We start from the raw sequence: 16,789 nt of genomic DNA, 5'->3' as shown, positions 1-16,789 counted from the left end.
GGGCCACCGGTCATCAAGCCTTTGACTGCCAAGTGGAATAATGTCCGATGTGTCACCATCCCGGGCCCGCCGCACCGCGGGCCCGGCGGAACAAGGAGAGTGCCCGTGAGCAAGGCCGAGCAGATCATCGCCGGACTGGGCGGCGCCGACAACATCGTCGAGCTGGAGCCCTGCATCACCCGGCTGCGCACCGAGGTCCGGGACGGCTCCAAGGTCAACGAGGCCGCGCTGAAGGCGGCCGGAGCGCACGGGGTGATGAAGGTCGGCAACAACGTGCAGGTGGTGGTGGGTCCGGAGGCGGACACGATCGCCAACGACATCGAGGACCTGATGTAGCCGGCTCGCGGTACGGCACCGGCCCGCGTGCGCACCCATCGGCGACATCGCCCCGAGCACCACGAGTGAGCACCATGGACATCTCCATCTCCTCCCCGCTGACCGGCAGGGCCATCGGCCTGGCCGAGGTCCCCGACCCGGTGTTCGCCGGCTCGATGGTCGGCCCCGGCGCCGCCGTCGACCCCGAGCGCGCGCCGCAGGTCGCCGTGGCCCCGATCGCCGGCCGGCTGGTCAAGCTCAAGCCGCACGCCTTCGTCGTGCAGTCCGAGGACGGCCGCGGTGTGCTGGTCCACCTCGGGATCGACACGGTGAACCTGGAGGGCGTCGGGTTCGAACTGGTCGCGGCCGAGGGCGACCGACTGCGGGCCGGCCAGCCGATCGTGACCTGGAACCCGGCCGACGTGCAGGCCCGCGGGCTGTCCCCGGTCAGCCCGGTGATCGCGCTGGACGCCGAGACCGCGGCCATCGAGGCGATCGTGGCCGGCGCGGTGGCCGCGGGCGATGAGCTGTTCCACTGGCGCTGAGCCGCCCCGGCCCCATAACGAAGGACCCTGATATGCCCCAGCGCACCGTGACGGTGGCCTCCAGGATCGGGCTGCACGCCCGGCCGGCCGCCGTCTTCGTCAACAAGGCCAAGGAGCTGCCGGTACCGGTGACCCTGGCCAGGGACGGCGGCGCGCCGGTGAACGCCAAGTCGCTGCTCGCGATCATGACGCTGGACGTGCGCGGCGGGGAGCGGGTGACGCTGGCCGCGGCCGAGGGCGAGGGCGCGGCGGCGGCCGTGGACGAGCTGGCCGACCTGTTGGAGACCGACCTCGATGGCTGAGGTAGCGGCCGCGGAAACCGCCGAGACTGAACCTACGGAAGCCGGGCCTACAGAAACCGGGCCTACAGAAACCGGGCCTACGGAAGCCGGGTCCCCGCGAGCCCAGTCCCCGCAAGCCCAGTTCGAGGGCGTCGGGGTCGGCACCGCCGCGGTGGCCGGACCGGTCGCGCGGATGGGCCAGCCGCCGCCGGAACCCCCTGACGTGCCGGCCGCGGACGACGCCGGCGACGAACGCGCCAAAGCCTTCGCCGCCCTGGCCGCGGTCGCCGCGGACCTGCGCGCCCGGGGCGCGGCGGCCGGCGGCCCCACCGCCGACGTGCTCGAAGCCCAGGCCATGATGGCCGAGGACCCGGAGCTGGAAGACGGCGTCCGGGCCCGCACCGACGCCGGCAAGACCGCGGCCCGCGCCATCCACGAGACCTTCGCCGAGTACCACGACCTGTTCTCCGGCCTCGGCGACTACATGGCCGGCCGGGTCGCCGACCTCGCCGACCTCGCGGCCCGGGCGGTCGCGGTCGCCAGCGGCGTGCCGATGCCGGGGCTGCCGCACCGCACCGAGCCCTACGTCCTGGTCGCCGCCGACCTGGCCCCGGCCGACACCGCGCTGCTGGACCCGCACCTGGTGCTGGCCCTGGTCACCGCCGAGGGCGGCCCGACCTCGCACACCGCGATCCTGGCGCGGGCCCTGGGCATCCCGGCCGTGGTCGGCGCCGCCGGGGTGCTGGCCCTGACCGACGACACGACGGTGCTGGTGGACGCCGCCGCCGGGACGGTGATCGGGCATCCCTCGACCGAGGCGATGGAGGCCGCGGTGACGCGCTCCTGCGCCGCGGCGGCCGCGTCCGCGCGCACCGGGCCGGGCCGGACCTCCGACGGCACCGCGGTGAAGCTGCTGGCCAACATCGGGGGCGCCGCCGACGTGCCGTCGGCGCTGGCGGCCGACGCCGAGGGCGTGGGACTGTTCCGGACCGAGTTCCTGTACCTGGACTCCGAAGCGCCGCCGACGTTCGAGGCGCAGGTCAAGGCGTACAAGGACGTGTTCGACGCCTTCCCCGCCGGGGCCCGGGTGGTGGTGCGGACGCTGGACGCCGGCGCGGACAAGCCGCTGCCGTTCGTCCCGCTGGGCGAGGAGCCGAACCCGGCGCTGGGAGTCCGCGGGCTGCGGGCGTTCCGGGCCTTCGACGGACGCAACGAGGCGGTACTGCGCACCCAGCTCCTGGCGATCCGGGAGGCGGCCGGCACCAGCGCACCCGAGATCTGGGTGATGGCGCCGATGGTGGACGAGATCACCGAGGCCGAGTGGTTCTGCGACCTGGCCGCCGGCTGCGGCCTGGACGTGGCCGGCGGCCGGGTCGGGATCATGGTCGAGACCCCGGCCTCGGCCCTGACCGCCGGCGCGATCCTGGGCGGGCGCACGGGATTCGCCTCGATCGGGACCAACGACCTGACTCAGTACACGATGGCCGCCGACCGGATGCTGGGCGCGGTCGGCAGGTTGCAGGACCCTTGGCACCCGGCGGTGCTGAAGCTGATCGGGGCGGCCGGAGCCGCCGGAGAGGCGACGGGGAAGCCGATCGGCGTGTGCGGGGAAGCCGCCGCCGATCCGCTGCTGGCCTGCGTACTGGTCGGGCTGGGCGCGCGGTCGCTGTCGATGGCGCCGTCGGCGATCGCGGAGGTGCGGGCGGCGTTGGCGGCGCGGACTGTGGCGGAGTGCATGGCGATGGCGGCGCGGGCTTCGGGGGCGGCTACGGCTCGGGAGGCCCGAAGGGCTGCGGCGGCGGGGTAGGCGCGCGTCCGGATGTTGCCAGGTGACTGCGAGGTGTACGGCGGGCGCCGGTCTTCCCGTCCCGCGCTCCTGCCCGCCCGCGCACGTTGCGGCCGTGATCGATCGGCGTAGGCTGCGACCATGGCGCTGTCGCTACATGATCGCTGGCTGATCCTGGCGGGCATCACCCCGGAGAGCACCCGCCTGGGCAACGAACTGGTCGCGCGCTGGGCCGAACCGCATCGGCGCTACCACACCCTGGAGCACCTGACCCGAGTGCTGGACGGCGTGGACGAGTTCGGCGGCTTCGCCGACGACGTGGCGGCGGTGCGGTTCGCGGCGTGGTTCCACGACGCGGTGTACGACGGCGGCGCGGCGAGCGCCGACAACGAGGAGCTGAGCGCGCAGTTGGCCGAGGCGGAGCTACCGGTGCTGGGCGTGCCCGAAGCGCGGGTCGCGGAGGTAGCGCGGCTGGTGCGGCTGACGAAGGGGCACGCGGTGGCCGACGGGGACCGCAACGGCGCCGTACTCTGCGATGCCGACCTCGCGGTGCTCGGCGGCGACGCCACGGCCTACGGCGCTTACGCCGAGGCGATTCGGCAGGAGTACGCGGAGGTCCCGGACGAGTTGTTCCGGCCGGGACGGGCCGCGGTGCTGCGCGGGTTGCTGGAGTTGCCCGAGTTGTTCCGGACGCCGGTCGCGGTGCGGCGGTATGACGCTCGTGCTCGGGCGAATCTGAGTGCTGAGATCGCGGCGTTGGAGAGGTAGCACTTCGCGGCGTTGGAGAAGTAGCGCTACCCCCACTACCCCCACTGGCCGCGCGAGCGAGCCCGCACATGCACCCGCTCCCCCTGCGGCCCGAACAGCGTCAGCAGCTCCACCGGCACCGGACCGGCGGCACCGAACCAGTGCGGGACGTGCGTGTCGAACTCGGCGGCCTCGCCCTTGCCGAGGGTCAGGTCGTGCTCGGCGAGCAGCACGCGCAGCCGGCCGCTGAGGACGTACATCCACTCCCAGCCTTCGTGGGTGCGCAGTTCCGGGCTCGGGTCGTCGTCTCGGCGCGGGGGGAGCGTCATCTTGTAGGCGCGCAGGCCGCCGGGTTCCTTGGTCAGGGGGATGATGACGCGGCCGTCGCCCTGCTTGCGGGGTGGCTCGGCGCGGCCCACGAGTTCGTCCAGCGCGGCCTCGTAGAGGTCGGCCAGCGGTAGCAGTTGCTCCAGGGTCGCGCGGCGGCCGCCGGTTTCCAGACGGGACAGGGTGCTGACCGAGATGCCGGTGGCGGCCGCGGCGTCGGCCAGGGTCAGGGCCTTCGTGCGGCGGGCGGTGCGCAGGCGGGTGCCGATGTCGGCGGCGAGCTGGTCGTCCATGCTCCCAGTTTGCCAAGTCGGCAAGTTTTCTTGCCCGGGGGCACGCCGGTGGCGCATCGTCGGCGGCGGAGGTGATCGCATGTCGACCCAGACCAGCGACGATCAGCACACCGAGGATTCCGACACCGGCGCCGAGATCACGCGCCCCGAGTACGACGCCGTCATCGTCGGCGGCGGCGCCGCGGGACTGTCCGCCGCCCTGATGCTCGTCCGGGCCCGCCGCCGGGTGCTCGTCGTGGACTCCCGCGCCCCCCGCAACGCCAAGGCCGACCACATGCACGGCTTCCTGTCCCGCGACGGCATGTCCCCGCTGGAGCTGCTGGCGTGCGGGCGCGACGAGGTGTTGTCCTACGGCGGCGTGGTCGTGACGGACTACGTGGAGAAGGCCGAGCGCACCGAGGACGGCTTCCACGTGTCGCTGGCCAGCGGCTGCGAGGCGACCGGACGGCAGCTGCTGGTCGCCACCGGCCTGACCGACGTGCTGCCGCAGATCCCGGGGATGCGCGAGCTGTGGGCCACGGACGTGCACGTGTGCCCGTACTGCCACGGCTGGGAGGTGCAGGACCAGGCGCTGGCGACGGTGGCGACCGGGCCGTTCTCCACCCACCACACGCTGCTCCTGCGCCAGTGGACCGACGACCTGGTGTACTTCCTGAACGGCCAGCCGCTGGCGGACGAGGACCGCGCGAAGCTCACGGCGCGCGGCGTCCGGATCGAGGAGCGGCCGGTGCGACAGCTGGCGACCGAGGACGGCCGGCTGAGCGCGGTCGAGCTGGCGGACGGCACGCGGGTCCGGCGCGAGGCGGTGTTCCTGGTGCCGCGCTTCGAATCCAACGGCACCCTGCTCGACGCCCTCGGCTGTGAGAAGGACCCCGACACCGGCTGGACCAAGACCGGCGTGGCGGGGCGCACCTCGGTCCCGGGCGTGTGGGCGGCGGGCAACGTCGTCGACCCGAGCGCCGGCGTGATCGCGGCCGCGGGCGCGGCGAGCGTCACCGGCGCGCAGATCAATGCCGCGCTGGTGGAGGCGGACGTGCAGGCCGCTGTGCAGGCCGCTGTGGTCACGGCGGCGCGAAGCTGACCCGACGGGCGCGGCGCGGAGGTGTGATCGTGGCGGCGCGAAGCTGACCCAGCGGGCACGACGCGAAGCTGCGGCCGCAGCAGCAGCAGCGGCGGCGCAAAGCCGAGGCGGCAGTCGCGGCAGCCCCCTCGCCGTCCCCACGACTGTGCTTTGATGACCCCGTGATCCTCATCGACCCGCCGACCTGGCCCGGCCACGGCCGTCTGTGGTCGCATCTGGTGAGCGACACATCATTCGCCGAGCTCCACGAGTTCGCCGAGCGGCTGGGCGTCCCCGCGCGGGGCTTCGAGCGGGACCACTACGACCTGCCGTCGCACCTCTACGACCGGGCGGTCGCGGCCGGGGCGACGCCGGTCCGGTCCCGCGAGTTGCTCGCCCGGCTCACCACCGCCGGGCTGCGGCGTCCCAAGCACCCCCGGCGCCCGCGCGGCCAGTAGGGCAGGGCCGGACCCGGCGCTCCTGGCGGAAGCGCCGGGCCAGAACCCTGCGATCCTATGGTGCTACCCAGAGCCCTGCGAAACTCACCGCCGCAGCCGCTCGCGCCGCCCCGCCGTCAGCCCCGGCAGCCCCGGCAGCCCCAGCGACCGCACCGACCCCTTGCGCCGCCCCGCCCGCCGCCGATCCGGCTGCCGCTCGAAACTCGCCGCCGCCTCCTTCGCCTCGGCCTCGGCCCGGGACGCGGCCGCGCGATCGCCGGTCGCCCGCAGGGCCTTCGCGAGGTCGGCCAGAATCTCAGCCTCCTGCCACGGCTCCTCGTACCGGGCCGCGGTGGCCGCCGCCTCCCGGTACAGCCGCACCGCCTCGGCCGCCCGCCCCTGCGCCATCCACACCGAGGCCTGCATCCAGCGCACCCGCATCAGACCCCACGGATCCTCGTAGCGCTCGGCCAGTGCCGCCGCGTCCTGCAGATGCTGGTCGGCGACGTCCAGCCGTCCCTGCTCGCGACGCACCCAGGCCAGCACCCGCAACGTGTAGCTCTCCCACAGCCCCAATCCCAGCTGCTGGAACGTCTCCAGCACCGGCATCATCAGCTCGACGGCCTCCTCGACCCGCCCCTGCTCCATCCGGAGCATCGCCAGGCGGCGGCCGACGACGGCGGTCCAGTACCGGTAGCCGGAGTCGTTGAAGGTGTCGAACGACTGCCACATCAGCGCCTCGGCCTCGACCGGCCGACGCTGCCGCAGCCGCAGCATCGCCAGGTCGAAGACCGCCGAGGCGCGCCAGTACCAGTGCCCGAGCTCGGTCAGGGTGTCGACGGCCGACGTCAGCTGCTGCTCGGCCTCGGCGAACTTGTAGCGGCGGTTGAGCAGGATGCCGAGGTCGCGCCGGGCCCGCGCGGCTTCGGCCGGCTGCCGCACGTTCTGGTCCACCCCCTGGTCGACGGCGTCGCTCTCGAACAACGCCAGCGCGGCCCGGATCGCCTGCTCGGCATCGGTGAAGCGGCGCAGACCGGCGTAGGCCTCGCACAAGTCGCGCAGCACGCGCGCCTCGGCCAGCTTGTTGCCCAGCCCGCGCGAGAGCTCCAGGGCCTGCTCGAGATCGTGCACGGCGGCGGCGAAGTGCCCGGCGAAGTAGTGGCCGCGGCCGATCCAGCGCAGGGTGTAGGCCTCGCCGGGGCGGTGGCCGATCTCGCGGCACAGCCGCAGCCCGATCGTGAAGTGCTGCTCGGCCTCATCGAAGCGGTCCTGGTAGTGGCACAGGACGCCGAACCCCTGGTGGATGATCGACTCGGCGCGCCGGTCGCCGCGCCGGGTGGCGGCGTCCAGCCCGGCGCGCAGCACGTCGTCCCAGCGGTTCCAGACGGTGTAGACGGTCTCCAGCACCCGGGCCAGGACCACGGATATCTCCCAGCACAGGTCCCACAACTGCTGGTCGTGGACCCGCTCGACCATGCGGCCCAGCCGGCGGCAGTCGCCGAGCAGCCAGCGGGTCGGGGCGTACTCGGCGTAGCGGAGCAGGTCGGGGTCGTCGACGTGCCAGTGCTCGGCGCTGGAGGGCAGGGCGCCGCCGGCCCGGCCGTGCCGGGGCACGGTCGGATCGGTGAGATGTTCGGCGTATTCGGCCAGGGTGAGGAACGCGCCGCCCAGCCGGGCCAGGGCGGCGCGCCGCTCGTCGGGGGTCTCCTCGGCGGCGAGGCACTCCTCGGCGTATTCGCGGACGAGGGCGTGGAAGCGATACTCCGCGCCGTTGGGCATGCCCCGCCCCGCACGTTCCAGGAGCTGGGCCTCCACCAGGTCTTCCATCACCGCCGACGCGTCGGCGACCGGGATGTCGAGCAGCGGGGCCGGGGCCCACTCCCGCAGGGATATCGACGGGAACAGGGTCAGCAGCCGGAAGGCCCGGCGGCTGCGGGGGCTGAGGTCGGCGTAGGAGACCTCGATGGCGTCGCGGACGCGGACGTCGCCGGAGCGGAACTCGTCGAGGCTGAGGCGGTCGGCCAGCTCGGCCAGCGTGCGGTGCTCGTCGGCGGCCAGGCGGGCGGCGACCAGGCGCAGGGCCAGCGGGAGACCGCCACAGGCGCGGATGATCTGCCGGGCGGCGTCGGGCTCGTCGTCCACCCGGCGGGCACCGACCTGGCGGACCAGCAGCTCGCGGAGCGAGTCGTCGTCCAGGCCGCCGACGGTGAAGGGCTCGGCTTCCAGCAGGCCCAGCGGGCGGCGGCTGGTGATGACCGTCGCGCAGCCACGGACCCGGGCCAGCAGCGGACGGACCTGGGCCGCGGACTTGGCGTCGTCGAGGACCACCAGCACCCGCCGGCCGACGAGGCAGTCGTGGTAGAGCCGCCGCCGCGCGTCCTCCTCCGGCGGCACCTCACCGGTACGGACTCCGAGCGCGGAGAGCAGCCGGCCCAGGGCGGTCGCGGGATCGGGCGCGTCCAACCCGGTGGTCCCGGCGCCGAGCGAGAGGTGCAGTACGCCGCCGGGGTATTCGCTGCGCACCTCCTCAGCGAACTGCACCGCCAGCGAGGACTTGCCGACGCCACCCATGCCGTACAACGCGAGAACCGGCGCCCCGCGCCCGTCGTTCGCGACCCGCTGAAGCATGACGCGCAACTGGTCGAGCTGCTGCCGTCGCCCCACGAACTGCTCATCGGCGGGCGGCAACTCCAGACTCACCGGCGCGGATCCGTTGGCCACACCCGGATCCGGCCACCGATGCCGCCCGCTCTCCACCGCCGCCCCCGCACCCTCGACGATCAGCCACTCGGTCCCGATCGCGAGAATGCCGGTGATCAGCGAGACGGCGATCAGGGCGAGGGTCCACACCACGAGGTTCCCGCGCGCGGAGACCTGCAGCACGATCGCCCCGGACGTGACGATCGTGTTCCCGATCACCAGGATGAACCGCCGCCGCTGCCCCGGACTCAACCGCACCAGCCGCCGCGGATGGTTCAGCCACCGGAGAATGCGGTGGCGCCCGCGCGGTGGTGCGGCCATGCGCTCTCCCGTCTCAGAAGACTGACGTGTTCATTACGCCAGAGATCGGAGAGGAGGCACAAGGGCCGGGACGGAGGGTGGCGACGGGCAACGGGTGCGCGGACCTCAGAGCTCGCGGGGCCGCAGTGCCCGCGGGGTGAAATCGGTCAGGGTGAAGGAGAACGGCGCGGGAAGTTCGAGGTCTGAACCGAAAGGAACGCGAACATCGGCACGGTAGTCCTGCGCTTCGACATCAGGCTGACTGAACAGCACGACCTCCTGACGATCACGCTCTACCAGCAAGTAGAGCGGAATCCCCGCCGCCGCATACGCGCGGCGTTTCGGCCCTCGATCATCCTGCGGCGCGGACGAAGTCACTTCGACGAGCATGAGCGTCCCGACCGACGTGCCCCACGCCGGCGCGCCCGCGAACGAGCCGGGCTCGGCGACCGTGATGTCCGGGATGAAGTTGCCGAACGATGTTTCAAGGCCTCGATAGCCCGAAATCTCGATCTCGACTGCCGAGTAGCACGCCAGCCGGTAGCTCAGCTCTGCCACAGCCTGTTCGTGGTTTCCGGGCGGCGGTGGGCTGATCACAATCCTCTGAGCGATGAGTTGAGCGCGGTAATTGGGGTGAAGCTCCGCGTCGAACTCATAGAAGAGTTGTCGCTCTTGCTGCGTGACATTGGTCAAGGGATCGCAACCGCCGTGGGCGCCGGGGCATCGTGCCGCTGTCATACTCAGAGGTTTACATGCGATACGCGGCGCTGGAAAGAGAAGCCGGAAATTTCACCCGAAAAGCGATAGATCCGTTCGAAAACGCCGCGGGCGGCCCCGGCCGAAGCCGGAACCGCCCGCGGGTGAACCAGTGCGGCAGAACCCTGAGCGCAGGCTCAGAAGTCCATGTCGCCGCCGGGCATGCCGCCGCCGGCCGGGGCCGAGGCCTTCTCCGGCTTGTCGGCGATGACGGCCTCGGTGGTCAGGAACAGCGCGGCGATGGAGGCCGCGTTCTGCAGCGCCGAGCGGGTGACCTTGGCCGGGTCCAGGATGCCGGCCTTGATCATGTCGACGTACTCGCCGGTGGCGGCGTTCAGGCCGAAGCCGGTGTCCAGGTTGCGGACCTTCTCCACCACGACGCCGCCCTCGAGGCCGGCGTTGACCGAGATCTGCTTCAGCGGGGCCTCCAGGGCCAGGCGCACGATGTTCGCGCCGGTGGCCTCGTCGCCCACCAGGTCGATCTTCTCGAACGCCTGCTTGCCGGCCTGCAGCAGGGCCACGCCGCCGCCGGCGACGATGCCCTCCTCCACGGCCGCCTTGGCGTTGCGCACCGCGTCCTCGATGCGGTGCTTGCGCTCCTTGAGCTCGACCTCGGTGGCCGCGCCGGCCTTGATCACCGCGACGCCGCCGGCCAGCTTGGCCAGCCGCTCCTGCAGCTTCTCGCGGTCGTAGTCGGAGTCCGACTTCTCGATCTCGGCGCGGATCTGGTTCTTGCGGCCCTCGATCGAGTCGCTGTCGCCGTCGCCGTCCACGATCGTGGTCTCGTCCTTGGTCACCACGACCTTGCGGGCCTTGCCCAGCATCTCCAGGCCGACGGAGTCCAGCTTCAGGCCGACCTCCTCGGAGATGACCTGGCCGCCGGTCAGGATCGCGATGTCGCCGAGCATGGCCTTGCGGCGGTCGCCGAAGCCGGGGGCCTTGACCGCGACCGACTTGAAGGTGCCGCGGATCTTGTTCACGACCAGGGTGGCCAGCGCCTCGCCCTCGACGTCCTCGGCGATGATGACCAGCGGCTTGCCGCTCTGCATCACCTTCTCCAGGATCGGCAGCACGTCCTTGACGTTACCGATCTTGGAGTTCGCGATCAGCAGGTAGGGGTCGTCGAAGGACGTCTCCATCCGCTCCAGGTCGGTGGCGAAGTAGGGCGAGATGTAGCCCTTGTCGAAGCGCATGCCCTCGGTGAGCTCCAGCTCCAGCCCGAAGGTGTTGCTCTCCTCGACGGTGATGACGCCTTCCTTGCCGGCCTTGTCCATCGCCTCGGCGATCATGTCGCCGATCGCGGTGTCGGCGGCCGAGATCGAGGCGGTCGCGGCGATCTGCTCGCGGGTCTCGACGTCCTTGGCCATCCCGGACAGCTCGGAGGACACGGCCTCCACGGCGGCCTCGATGCCGCGCTTGAGCGCCATCGGGTTCGCCCCGGCCGCCACGTTGCGCAGGCCCTCACGGACCAGCGCCTGGGCCAGCACGGTGGCGGTGGTGGTGCCGTCGCCGGCGACGTCGTCGGTCTTCTTGGCGACTTCCTTGACCAGCTCGGCGCCGATCTTCTCGTAGGGGTCCTCCAGCTCGATCTCCTTGGCGATCGACACGCCGTCGTTGGTGATCGTGGGGGCGCCCCACTTCTTCTCCAGCACGACGTTGCGGCCACGCGGGCCCAGGGTCACCTTGACCGCGTCCGCAAGCTGGTTCATGCCGCGCTCAAGGCCGCGCCGGGCTTCCTCGTCAAACGCGATGATCTTCGACATTGTGGTACAGACCTCCCACACCAGGGATCCTTGGCGAACCGTCAGGCGCCCGCGACGGACGGCCCGCCGCCGTGACCGGTCCCTACCGGGTGACGGGGAGCCTCGCCTGAAAGGTTCTCTCATTTGGCACTCTCGGTGTGAGACTGCCAAGCTCAATGATTAGCACTCTCCCTCAGCGAGTGCAAGCCAGTGCCCCGCGAGCCGGTCCACAGACTGTCCGCAGATGTCCACAGACTTCAGGGCCCGCCCCGTAGTACGGGAGCGGGCCCTGAAGGTGAGTAGGTGCTTGCGGTTGCTACGGACGGGCGGCGGCGTGACCCCGAATGGTCGCGACCCGGTGGTGGAGACCGGCGCGGGACGAACTGGTCCGGTGCCGGGCTGCGGATCGCTAGACGAGGACGCGGACCATGTCGGCCTGCGGGCCCTTCTGGCCCTGCGAGATCTCGAACTCGACCCGCTGGTTCTCCTCCAGGCTGCGGTATCCGTCCATCTGGATCGCGCTGTAGTGGACGAAGACGTCCGACCCGCCGTCGACCGCGATGAACCCGTAGCCCTTCTCCGCGTTGAACCACTTGACGGTGCCCTGAGCCATTCCGTACTCCCCTTGCTGCCGGCTCTAGACGGAGTGGGCTACCCCCTGTGGAACACCCACCCCATTTCCGGCCCGCACCCCGCGGGCCAGGGTCTGCGTTCGCCGCCGTACCACCCGCCGTACCAAGAGGGTTGAGCTGGAGGGATCTCGCCGAATCGTTCGACCGGCGCTGAGACTAGCCAATGTGACGCACGGTACAACAGGCCTAAATCTCAGAGATATTTCAGAGGTTCGTAAGTGGTGCGCAGACAAATACGGACCGATCCCCGCGTATCTTCTCGCACCGAACACGGTGAGTAGATAACGATACGGGAACCGGTCCTTCTCAGGGCACACCGGGGTGCCGGCGCGTCAGCCCCCTGCGACGGCCGGGATGATGGAGACGTTGCCGTTCTCCGGCACCGCGGTCCCCAGCCCCTCGGCGAAGCGCACGTCGTCGTCGTTCACGTACACGTTCACGAAACGCCGCAGCTTGCCGTCGTCGTCCAGGACCCGCGCGCGGATACCGGTGTGGTCTGCCTCCAGCTGGTCGATCACCTCCGCCAGGGTACCCCCCGCGACCGACACCTCGGCCTTACCGTCGGTGTAAGTACGCAGGATGGTGGGAATCCGTACGGTGATGCTCATAGCCATGCTCCTTACCTGATCCCCTTCCGGGGCATCGTGGGGATGAAGAATGCGCGAACAGCTCTTATCTGTATGGTTCGCCGGAACGTTCAGAGCGTCGCGCGGAAGGCGTCCAGGGACGGCTTGATAACGGCGGTGGGCCCGCAATCGGAGACCGCGTCGAGGGTCTTCAGTCCATCGCCGGAGTTGATGACCACGGTCAGCGCGTCGGGATCCAGCCGGCCGGCGTCGGCGAGCTTCTTGAGCACCCCGACGGTCACGCCGCCGGCGGTCTCGGCGAAGATGCCCTCGGTGCGCGCCAAGAGCTTCACGCCGGCGCGGATCTCCTCATCGGTCACGTCCTCGACGGTGCCGCCGGAGCGCCGGGCGATATCCAGCACGTAGGGGCCGTCGGCCGGGTTGCCGATCGCCAGCGACTTGGCGATGGTGTCGGGCTGCTTGACCGGGCGGATGACGTCGATGCCGTCCTTGTAGGCCTGCGAGACCGGGGCGCAGCCGGAGCCCTGGGCCCCGATCACCTTGTACGGCGTGTCCTGGACCAGGCCGAGCTTGACCAGCTCGCGGAAGCCCTTGTCGATCTTCGTGAGCTGCGAGCCGGAGGCCACCGGGACCACGATCTGCTCCGGCAGCCGCCAGCCGAGCTGTTCGGCGATCTCGTACGCCAGGGTCTTGGAACCCTCGGCGTAGTAGGGCCGCAGGTTCACGTTGACGAAGCCCCACTTCTCGCCGAGCTCGTCGCCGATCAGTTCACTGCAGAAGCGGTTGACCTCGTCGTAGGTGCCGTCGATGGCGATCAGCCGGCCACCGTAGACGGAGGCGACGACGATCTTCTCCTTCTCCAGGTCCGACGGGATGAACACACACGAGTCCAGGCCCGCGCGCGCCGCCGCGGCTCCGACCGCGCCGGCCAGGTTGCCGGTGGAGGAGCAGGAAAGAGTGGTGTAGCCGAAGGCGTGGGCGGCCTGGACGGCGATCGCGACGACCCGGTCCTTGAAGGAGTGCGTCGGGTTGCCGGAGTCGTCCTTGACATGGAGGTTGGCCAGACCCAGTTCGCGGCCGAGGTGCTGGGCGCGGACCAGGCGGGTCCAGCCGGGGTTCGTGGTGGGCCGGGTCGCGACGTCGGCCGGGACCGGCAGCAGCGGGGCGTAGCGCCAGATCGACGCCGGTCCCGCCTCGATCTGCTCGCGGGTGACGGTCCCGAAGTCGTAGGAGATCTCCAGCGGGCCGAAACACTCTTCACAGGCGAACTTCGGGCCGAGCTCCGTGGTGTGACCGCACTCACGGCAGGACAGATGCGCCGCGGGACCGAAGGGGGCGACCGTTGAGAGGGTGCCAGACATGACGCGAGGTTCCTTTCCTCATCTTCCCCACGGCTCGGCGGCTGCCGGGTGGGCCGGAGTTGGCACCGCACCGCGCCGTAATAGAACGGCGAAACGGATGGTTGCCGGAGCGTCACAGGGCCGGTCCCTCAGCTCCTCTGGATGAGCGCTTTATGAAGTTGTCGCTATCGAGCGTAAGCCTCGGAGAGGCTCTTGGGACCTACCCGTCCGGATCCCGAGACAGCGGCGGGTCTGTCCGGTCGCCTACTCTTGAAGTGGTCGCCGATACCGATTTCAGAGTGGAGAGCCCGGTGCTGGAAGAGGTGGAGCGGTGGCTTACCGCGCGCTCCTCGAAGGCGTCGGACTGGCCGTTGGCGCGGCTGCTCGACGCGAAGCGGGCCGCCGGGGCCCGGATCAGCGTGGTGCTGCCCGCACTGGACGAGGAGGAGACGGTCGGCGCGATCGTCGCCGCCGTCCGCGAGGACCTGATGGAAGCCGTCCCGCTGGTCGACGAACTGCTGGTGGTGGACTCCGGCTCGGCCGACCGCACCGCGGAGAACGCCGCCGCGGCCGGGGCGAAGGTGCTGCACCGCGACGAGATCCTGCCGGCCGTCCCCTCGGTGCGCGGCAAGGGCGAGGTGCTGTGGCGCTCGCTGGCCGCGACCACCGGCGACCTGGTGTGCTTCGTGGACGCCGATCTGAAGGCGTTCTCCTCCACGGTGGTCACCGGCGTCCTCGGACCGCTGCTCTCCGATCCGGACATCCACCTGGTCAAGGCGATGTACGACCGGCCGCTGGTGGCCGGCTCCGCGGTGCTGCCGGCCGGCGGCGGCCGGGTCACGGAGCTGGTGGCGCGGCCGATCCTGAATCTGCACTGGCCGCTGCTGGCCGGTTTCGTGCAGCCGCTGGGCGGGGAGTACGCGGCGCGCCGGTCGCTGCTGGAGCGGCTGCCGTTCCCGACCGGCTACGGCGTCGAGACCGCGATGCTGATCGACACCCTGGCGCTGGTCGGGCTGGACGGCATGGCGCAGGTCGACGTCGGGGTCCGGCTGCACCACCACCAGGACGACGCCGGCCTGGGCCGGATGGCCAGCGAGATCATGCAGGTGGCGTGGGAGCGGCTGCACCGCGAGGGGCGGATAGTGCCCGGCGAGGAGGCCGTCGAGCCGCACACGCTGATGACGCAGTTCCACCGCGAGGCCGAGGGCTTCGCACCGCGCTCGACGGATGTGACGGTGGTGGAGCGGCCGCCTATGCGGACTCTGCTCCGGGGGCAGGAGCTTGCGCGGCCTCAGGCATCCGGGGCCTGAACCAGGAGACCAGCCCTTCGACCCGGACGCCGTCCGGGTCCCGCGGGAACTCGTCGAACTCGGTGATCAGGTCCTCCAGCCGGCGCTGGAAGTCGTCGGCGCGCTCGACGGAGATGGTCGCCGACAGGTTGATCAGGATCCCGCGCTTCTTCGCCGCCTCCTCGTCCGCTTCCGGCTTGTCGAACTCGACCGACCGGAGCATCCGGTCGCGGTAGTCGTTCAGGCTCCCCGCGATCACGTTGAACATGGCCTCGCGCGTCTCGTCGAGGTTCTCGGCGGGGTTGATGGAGACCTGGCTCTGCATCGCCCGGTACTTGGTCTCGACGATGCCGGAGACCACCCGGGTCTCGGCGGGCTCGATCAGGCCGGCCTCCTGCAGCACCTTCAGGTGCCGGTAGAGCTTGGTCTGCGGCTGGTCGAGGTCCTCGGCCAGCTCCTTGGCCGACTTCGGCAGCCCGTCACGGGTCAGCGCGCGCAGGATCGCCAGCCGCGTGGGGTCGGCGAGCGCCTTGATGGTGTCGACGTCGGTGACGGTGCGCACCACTTCCTGCAACAGCGCGACCTGCTCGCGCGCGCCGGCGACTTCCTCGTGCACCTCGCGGAGCGCCTGATCGACCTGGGTTCTGGCGTCCTCGACGGCGCGCCGCGCCACGTGGAACACCCCGGCTAGGTCAGAGGTCGTCTTGTCGCTGCCCATGGCTTCCATCTTGCCAGACGCTCACGGATGCGTCATCATTCACTCAAGCGTGAATGATTGATGCAGGGTGAATGGTCGCGCTGACGCGAACGTTCATGAACCAGGGAGGGTTCACGATGACCGCAACAGCGCTCGAGCCGACGGGGGACGCGGCGATGGACGACATACTGGAGGAGTTCGCGCAGGTCACGGCCAGCGCGCTTCCCACCGGAACCACCGAGACCGCGGCCGGCGCCGAACTGACCGCCGCCGCCTCGGCCGATCCCGCCGCCGCCTCGGCCGATCCCGCGCGGCCCACCGCCAAGCCGCTCCCCCTGCGCCGCAACCGCAACTTCAACCTCCTGTGGGGCGGCGCGGTCACCGCGCTGCTCGGCCTCTCAACTGCCGACATCGCCTACCCGCTGGTGATCCTGGCGCTGACCGGTTCGCCGCTGCGGGCCGGACTGTTCGCCACTGTCCAGCTCATCTTCTCGGTGGCGGCGACGCTGCCGGTCGGCCAGCTGATGGACCGCGTGGACCGGCGCCGCCTGCTCCTGGTATCCGAGGGGGTCCGCACGGTCGCGGCCGGCTCCGTGGCCGTCGCCTACTTCCTCGGTGCCCTGACCTTCTGGCACCTGCTGCTCACCGCCGCCGCGCTCGGGGCCATCCAGCCCTTCGCCGGGGCCCGCACCCTGCTGATCCGGCAGGTCGTGGCGCCGGAGCAGGTGCCGGCCGCGCTCACCGCCGAGCAGGTGCGCCAGCAGGGGTGCGAGCTGGCCGGGCCGCCGTTGGGCGGCGCGCTGTTCGGGATCTCGCGGGCGCTGCCCTTCCTGTTCGCCGCGTTCACCGGGGTCGTGTCGCTGCTCACCGTGGTGTTCCTGAAGCTGCCGAAGTCCGTCACCACCGCGGGCTCCGGCGACGCCGCCGAGTCCGAGTCCGAGGGCCGGTCCAAGGG

17 protein-coding genes and 1 riboswitch are annotated in these 16,789 nt (G+C 71.2%); of the genes, 9 read left to right on the top strand and 8 right to left on the bottom strand.

Annotated elements, in window-relative coordinates; translation table 11 throughout:
- The first annotated feature begins 105 nt into the window (after positions 1-105).
- The 5 genes from KGQ19_RS23475 to KGQ19_RS23455 all read left to right on the top strand — a co-directional run bounded on the left by KGQ19_RS23475 (position 106) and on the right by KGQ19_RS23455 (position 3,695).
- The gene (locus KGQ19_RS23475) at positions 106-336 is read left to right on the top strand and encodes a PTS sugar transporter subunit IIB (protein WP_194898791.1); all 231 of its coding nucleotides are present in this window, start codon (positions 106-108) and stop codon (positions 334-336) included.
- 74 nt (positions 337-410) lie between these two features.
- Positions 411-860, top strand: coding sequence for a PTS sugar transporter subunit IIA (locus KGQ19_RS23470; RefSeq protein ID WP_212011564.1), 450 nt, complete (start codon positions 411-413; stop codon positions 858-860).
- A 32-nt stretch (positions 861-892) separates the two neighbouring features.
- Complete coding sequence (locus KGQ19_RS23465; protein WP_212011562.1) at positions 893-1,162, top strand: HPr family phosphocarrier protein; 270 nt, start codon at positions 893-895, stop codon at positions 1,160-1,162.
- The gene (gene ptsP, locus KGQ19_RS23460) at positions 1,155-2,948 is read left to right on the top strand and encodes a phosphoenolpyruvate--protein phosphotransferase (RefSeq protein ID WP_212011560.1); all 1,794 of its coding nucleotides are present in this window, start codon (positions 1,155-1,157) and stop codon (positions 2,946-2,948) included. Before KGQ19_RS23465 ends, ptsP begins: the two co-directional genes overlap by 8 nt.
- A gap of 120 nt (positions 2,949-3,068) precedes the next feature.
- Positions 3,069-3,695 (top strand): HD domain-containing protein, encoded by a 627-nt coding sequence (locus KGQ19_RS23455; RefSeq protein WP_212011558.1) that lies wholly within the window; start codon positions 3,069-3,071, stop codon positions 3,693-3,695.
- A gap of 35 nt (positions 3,696-3,730) precedes the next feature.
- On the opposite strand, the gene KGQ19_RS23450 is transcribed toward KGQ19_RS23455, so the two are convergent.
- Complete coding sequence (locus KGQ19_RS23450) at positions 3,731-4,294, bottom strand: helix-turn-helix domain-containing protein (protein WP_212011555.1); 564 nt, start codon at positions 4,292-4,294, stop codon at positions 3,731-3,733.
- Between the two features lie 79 nt (positions 4,295-4,373).
- Between KGQ19_RS23450 and KGQ19_RS23445 the strand changes: the two genes are divergently transcribed.
- The gene (locus KGQ19_RS23445; protein ID WP_212011553.1) at positions 4,374-5,375 is read left to right on the top strand and encodes an NAD(P)/FAD-dependent oxidoreductase; all 1,002 of its coding nucleotides are present in this window, start codon (positions 4,374-4,376) and stop codon (positions 5,373-5,375) included.
- A gap of 161 nt (positions 5,376-5,536) precedes the next feature.
- Complete coding sequence (locus KGQ19_RS23440; RefSeq protein ID WP_307856492.1) at positions 5,537-5,812, top strand: DUF4031 domain-containing protein; 276 nt, start codon at positions 5,537-5,539, stop codon at positions 5,810-5,812.
- 84 nt (positions 5,813-5,896) lie between these two features.
- On the opposite strand, the gene KGQ19_RS23435 is transcribed toward KGQ19_RS23440, so the two are convergent.
- From KGQ19_RS23435 to thrC, 6 genes are all read right to left on the bottom strand, one after another.
- On the bottom strand, positions 5,897-8,812 hold the full coding sequence (locus tag KGQ19_RS23435) for an ATP-binding protein (RefSeq protein ID WP_212011551.1): 2,916 nt from the start codon (positions 8,810-8,812) through the stop codon (positions 5,897-5,899).
- Between the two features lie 105 nt (positions 8,813-8,917).
- Positions 8,918-9,484 carry a Uma2 family endonuclease gene (locus KGQ19_RS23430; protein WP_212011549.1) on the bottom strand — a complete coding sequence of 189 codons (567 nt, stop codon included), beginning with the start codon at positions 9,482-9,484 and terminating at the stop codon, positions 8,918-8,920.
- A 200-nt stretch (positions 9,485-9,684) separates the two neighbouring features.
- Positions 9,685-11,310, bottom strand: coding sequence for a chaperonin GroEL (gene groL / locus KGQ19_RS23425; protein WP_212011547.1), 1,626 nt, complete (start codon positions 11,308-11,310; stop codon positions 9,685-9,687).
- A gap of 388 nt (positions 11,311-11,698) precedes the next feature.
- Complete coding sequence (locus tag KGQ19_RS23420) at positions 11,699-11,902, bottom strand: cold-shock protein (RefSeq protein WP_194893875.1); 204 nt, start codon at positions 11,900-11,902, stop codon at positions 11,699-11,701.
- 351 nt (positions 11,903-12,253) lie between these two features.
- Positions 12,254-12,529 carry a ubiquitin-like small modifier protein 1 gene (locus tag KGQ19_RS23415; protein WP_212011539.1) on the bottom strand — a complete coding sequence of 92 codons (276 nt, stop codon included), beginning with the start codon at positions 12,527-12,529 and terminating at the stop codon, positions 12,254-12,256.
- 89 nt (positions 12,530-12,618) lie between these two features.
- Positions 12,619-13,869 (bottom strand): threonine synthase, encoded by a 1,251-nt coding sequence (gene thrC, locus KGQ19_RS23410; protein ID WP_212011537.1) that lies wholly within the window; start codon positions 13,867-13,869, stop codon positions 12,619-12,621.
- Positions 13,870-13,884: 15 nt separating this feature from the next.
- Positions 13,885-14,017, bottom strand: a riboswitch (SAM riboswitch).
- 142 nt (positions 14,018-14,159) lie between these two features.
- Here thrC and KGQ19_RS23405 point away from each other — a divergent pair.
- Positions 14,160-15,158 (top strand): glucosyl-3-phosphoglycerate synthase, encoded by a 999-nt coding sequence (locus tag KGQ19_RS23405; protein WP_212011530.1) that lies wholly within the window; start codon positions 14,160-14,162, stop codon positions 15,156-15,158.
- On the opposite strand, the gene KGQ19_RS23400 is transcribed toward KGQ19_RS23405, so the two are convergent.
- Entirely contained in the window at positions 15,100-15,855 is a 756-nt protein-coding gene (locus tag KGQ19_RS23400; protein WP_212011528.1) for an ArsR/SmtB family transcription factor, read from the bottom strand. The genes KGQ19_RS23405 and KGQ19_RS23400 overlap by 59 nt on opposite strands.
- Positions 15,856-15,971: 116 nt before the next feature.
- Here KGQ19_RS23400 and KGQ19_RS23395 point away from each other — a divergent pair.
- On the top strand, positions 15,972-16,789 hold an 818-nt coding region (locus KGQ19_RS23395; RefSeq protein WP_212011526.1), incomplete at its 3' end, for an MFS transporter.

This window comes from Catenulispora pinistramenti (assembly GCF_018274385.1).
Lineage (GTDB): Bacteria > Actinomycetota > Actinomycetes > Streptomycetales > Catenulisporaceae > Catenulispora > Catenulispora pinistramenti.
Note: the sequence above shows the minus strand (reverse complement) of the source record. Positions and strands in the feature narration are given on the sequence as shown.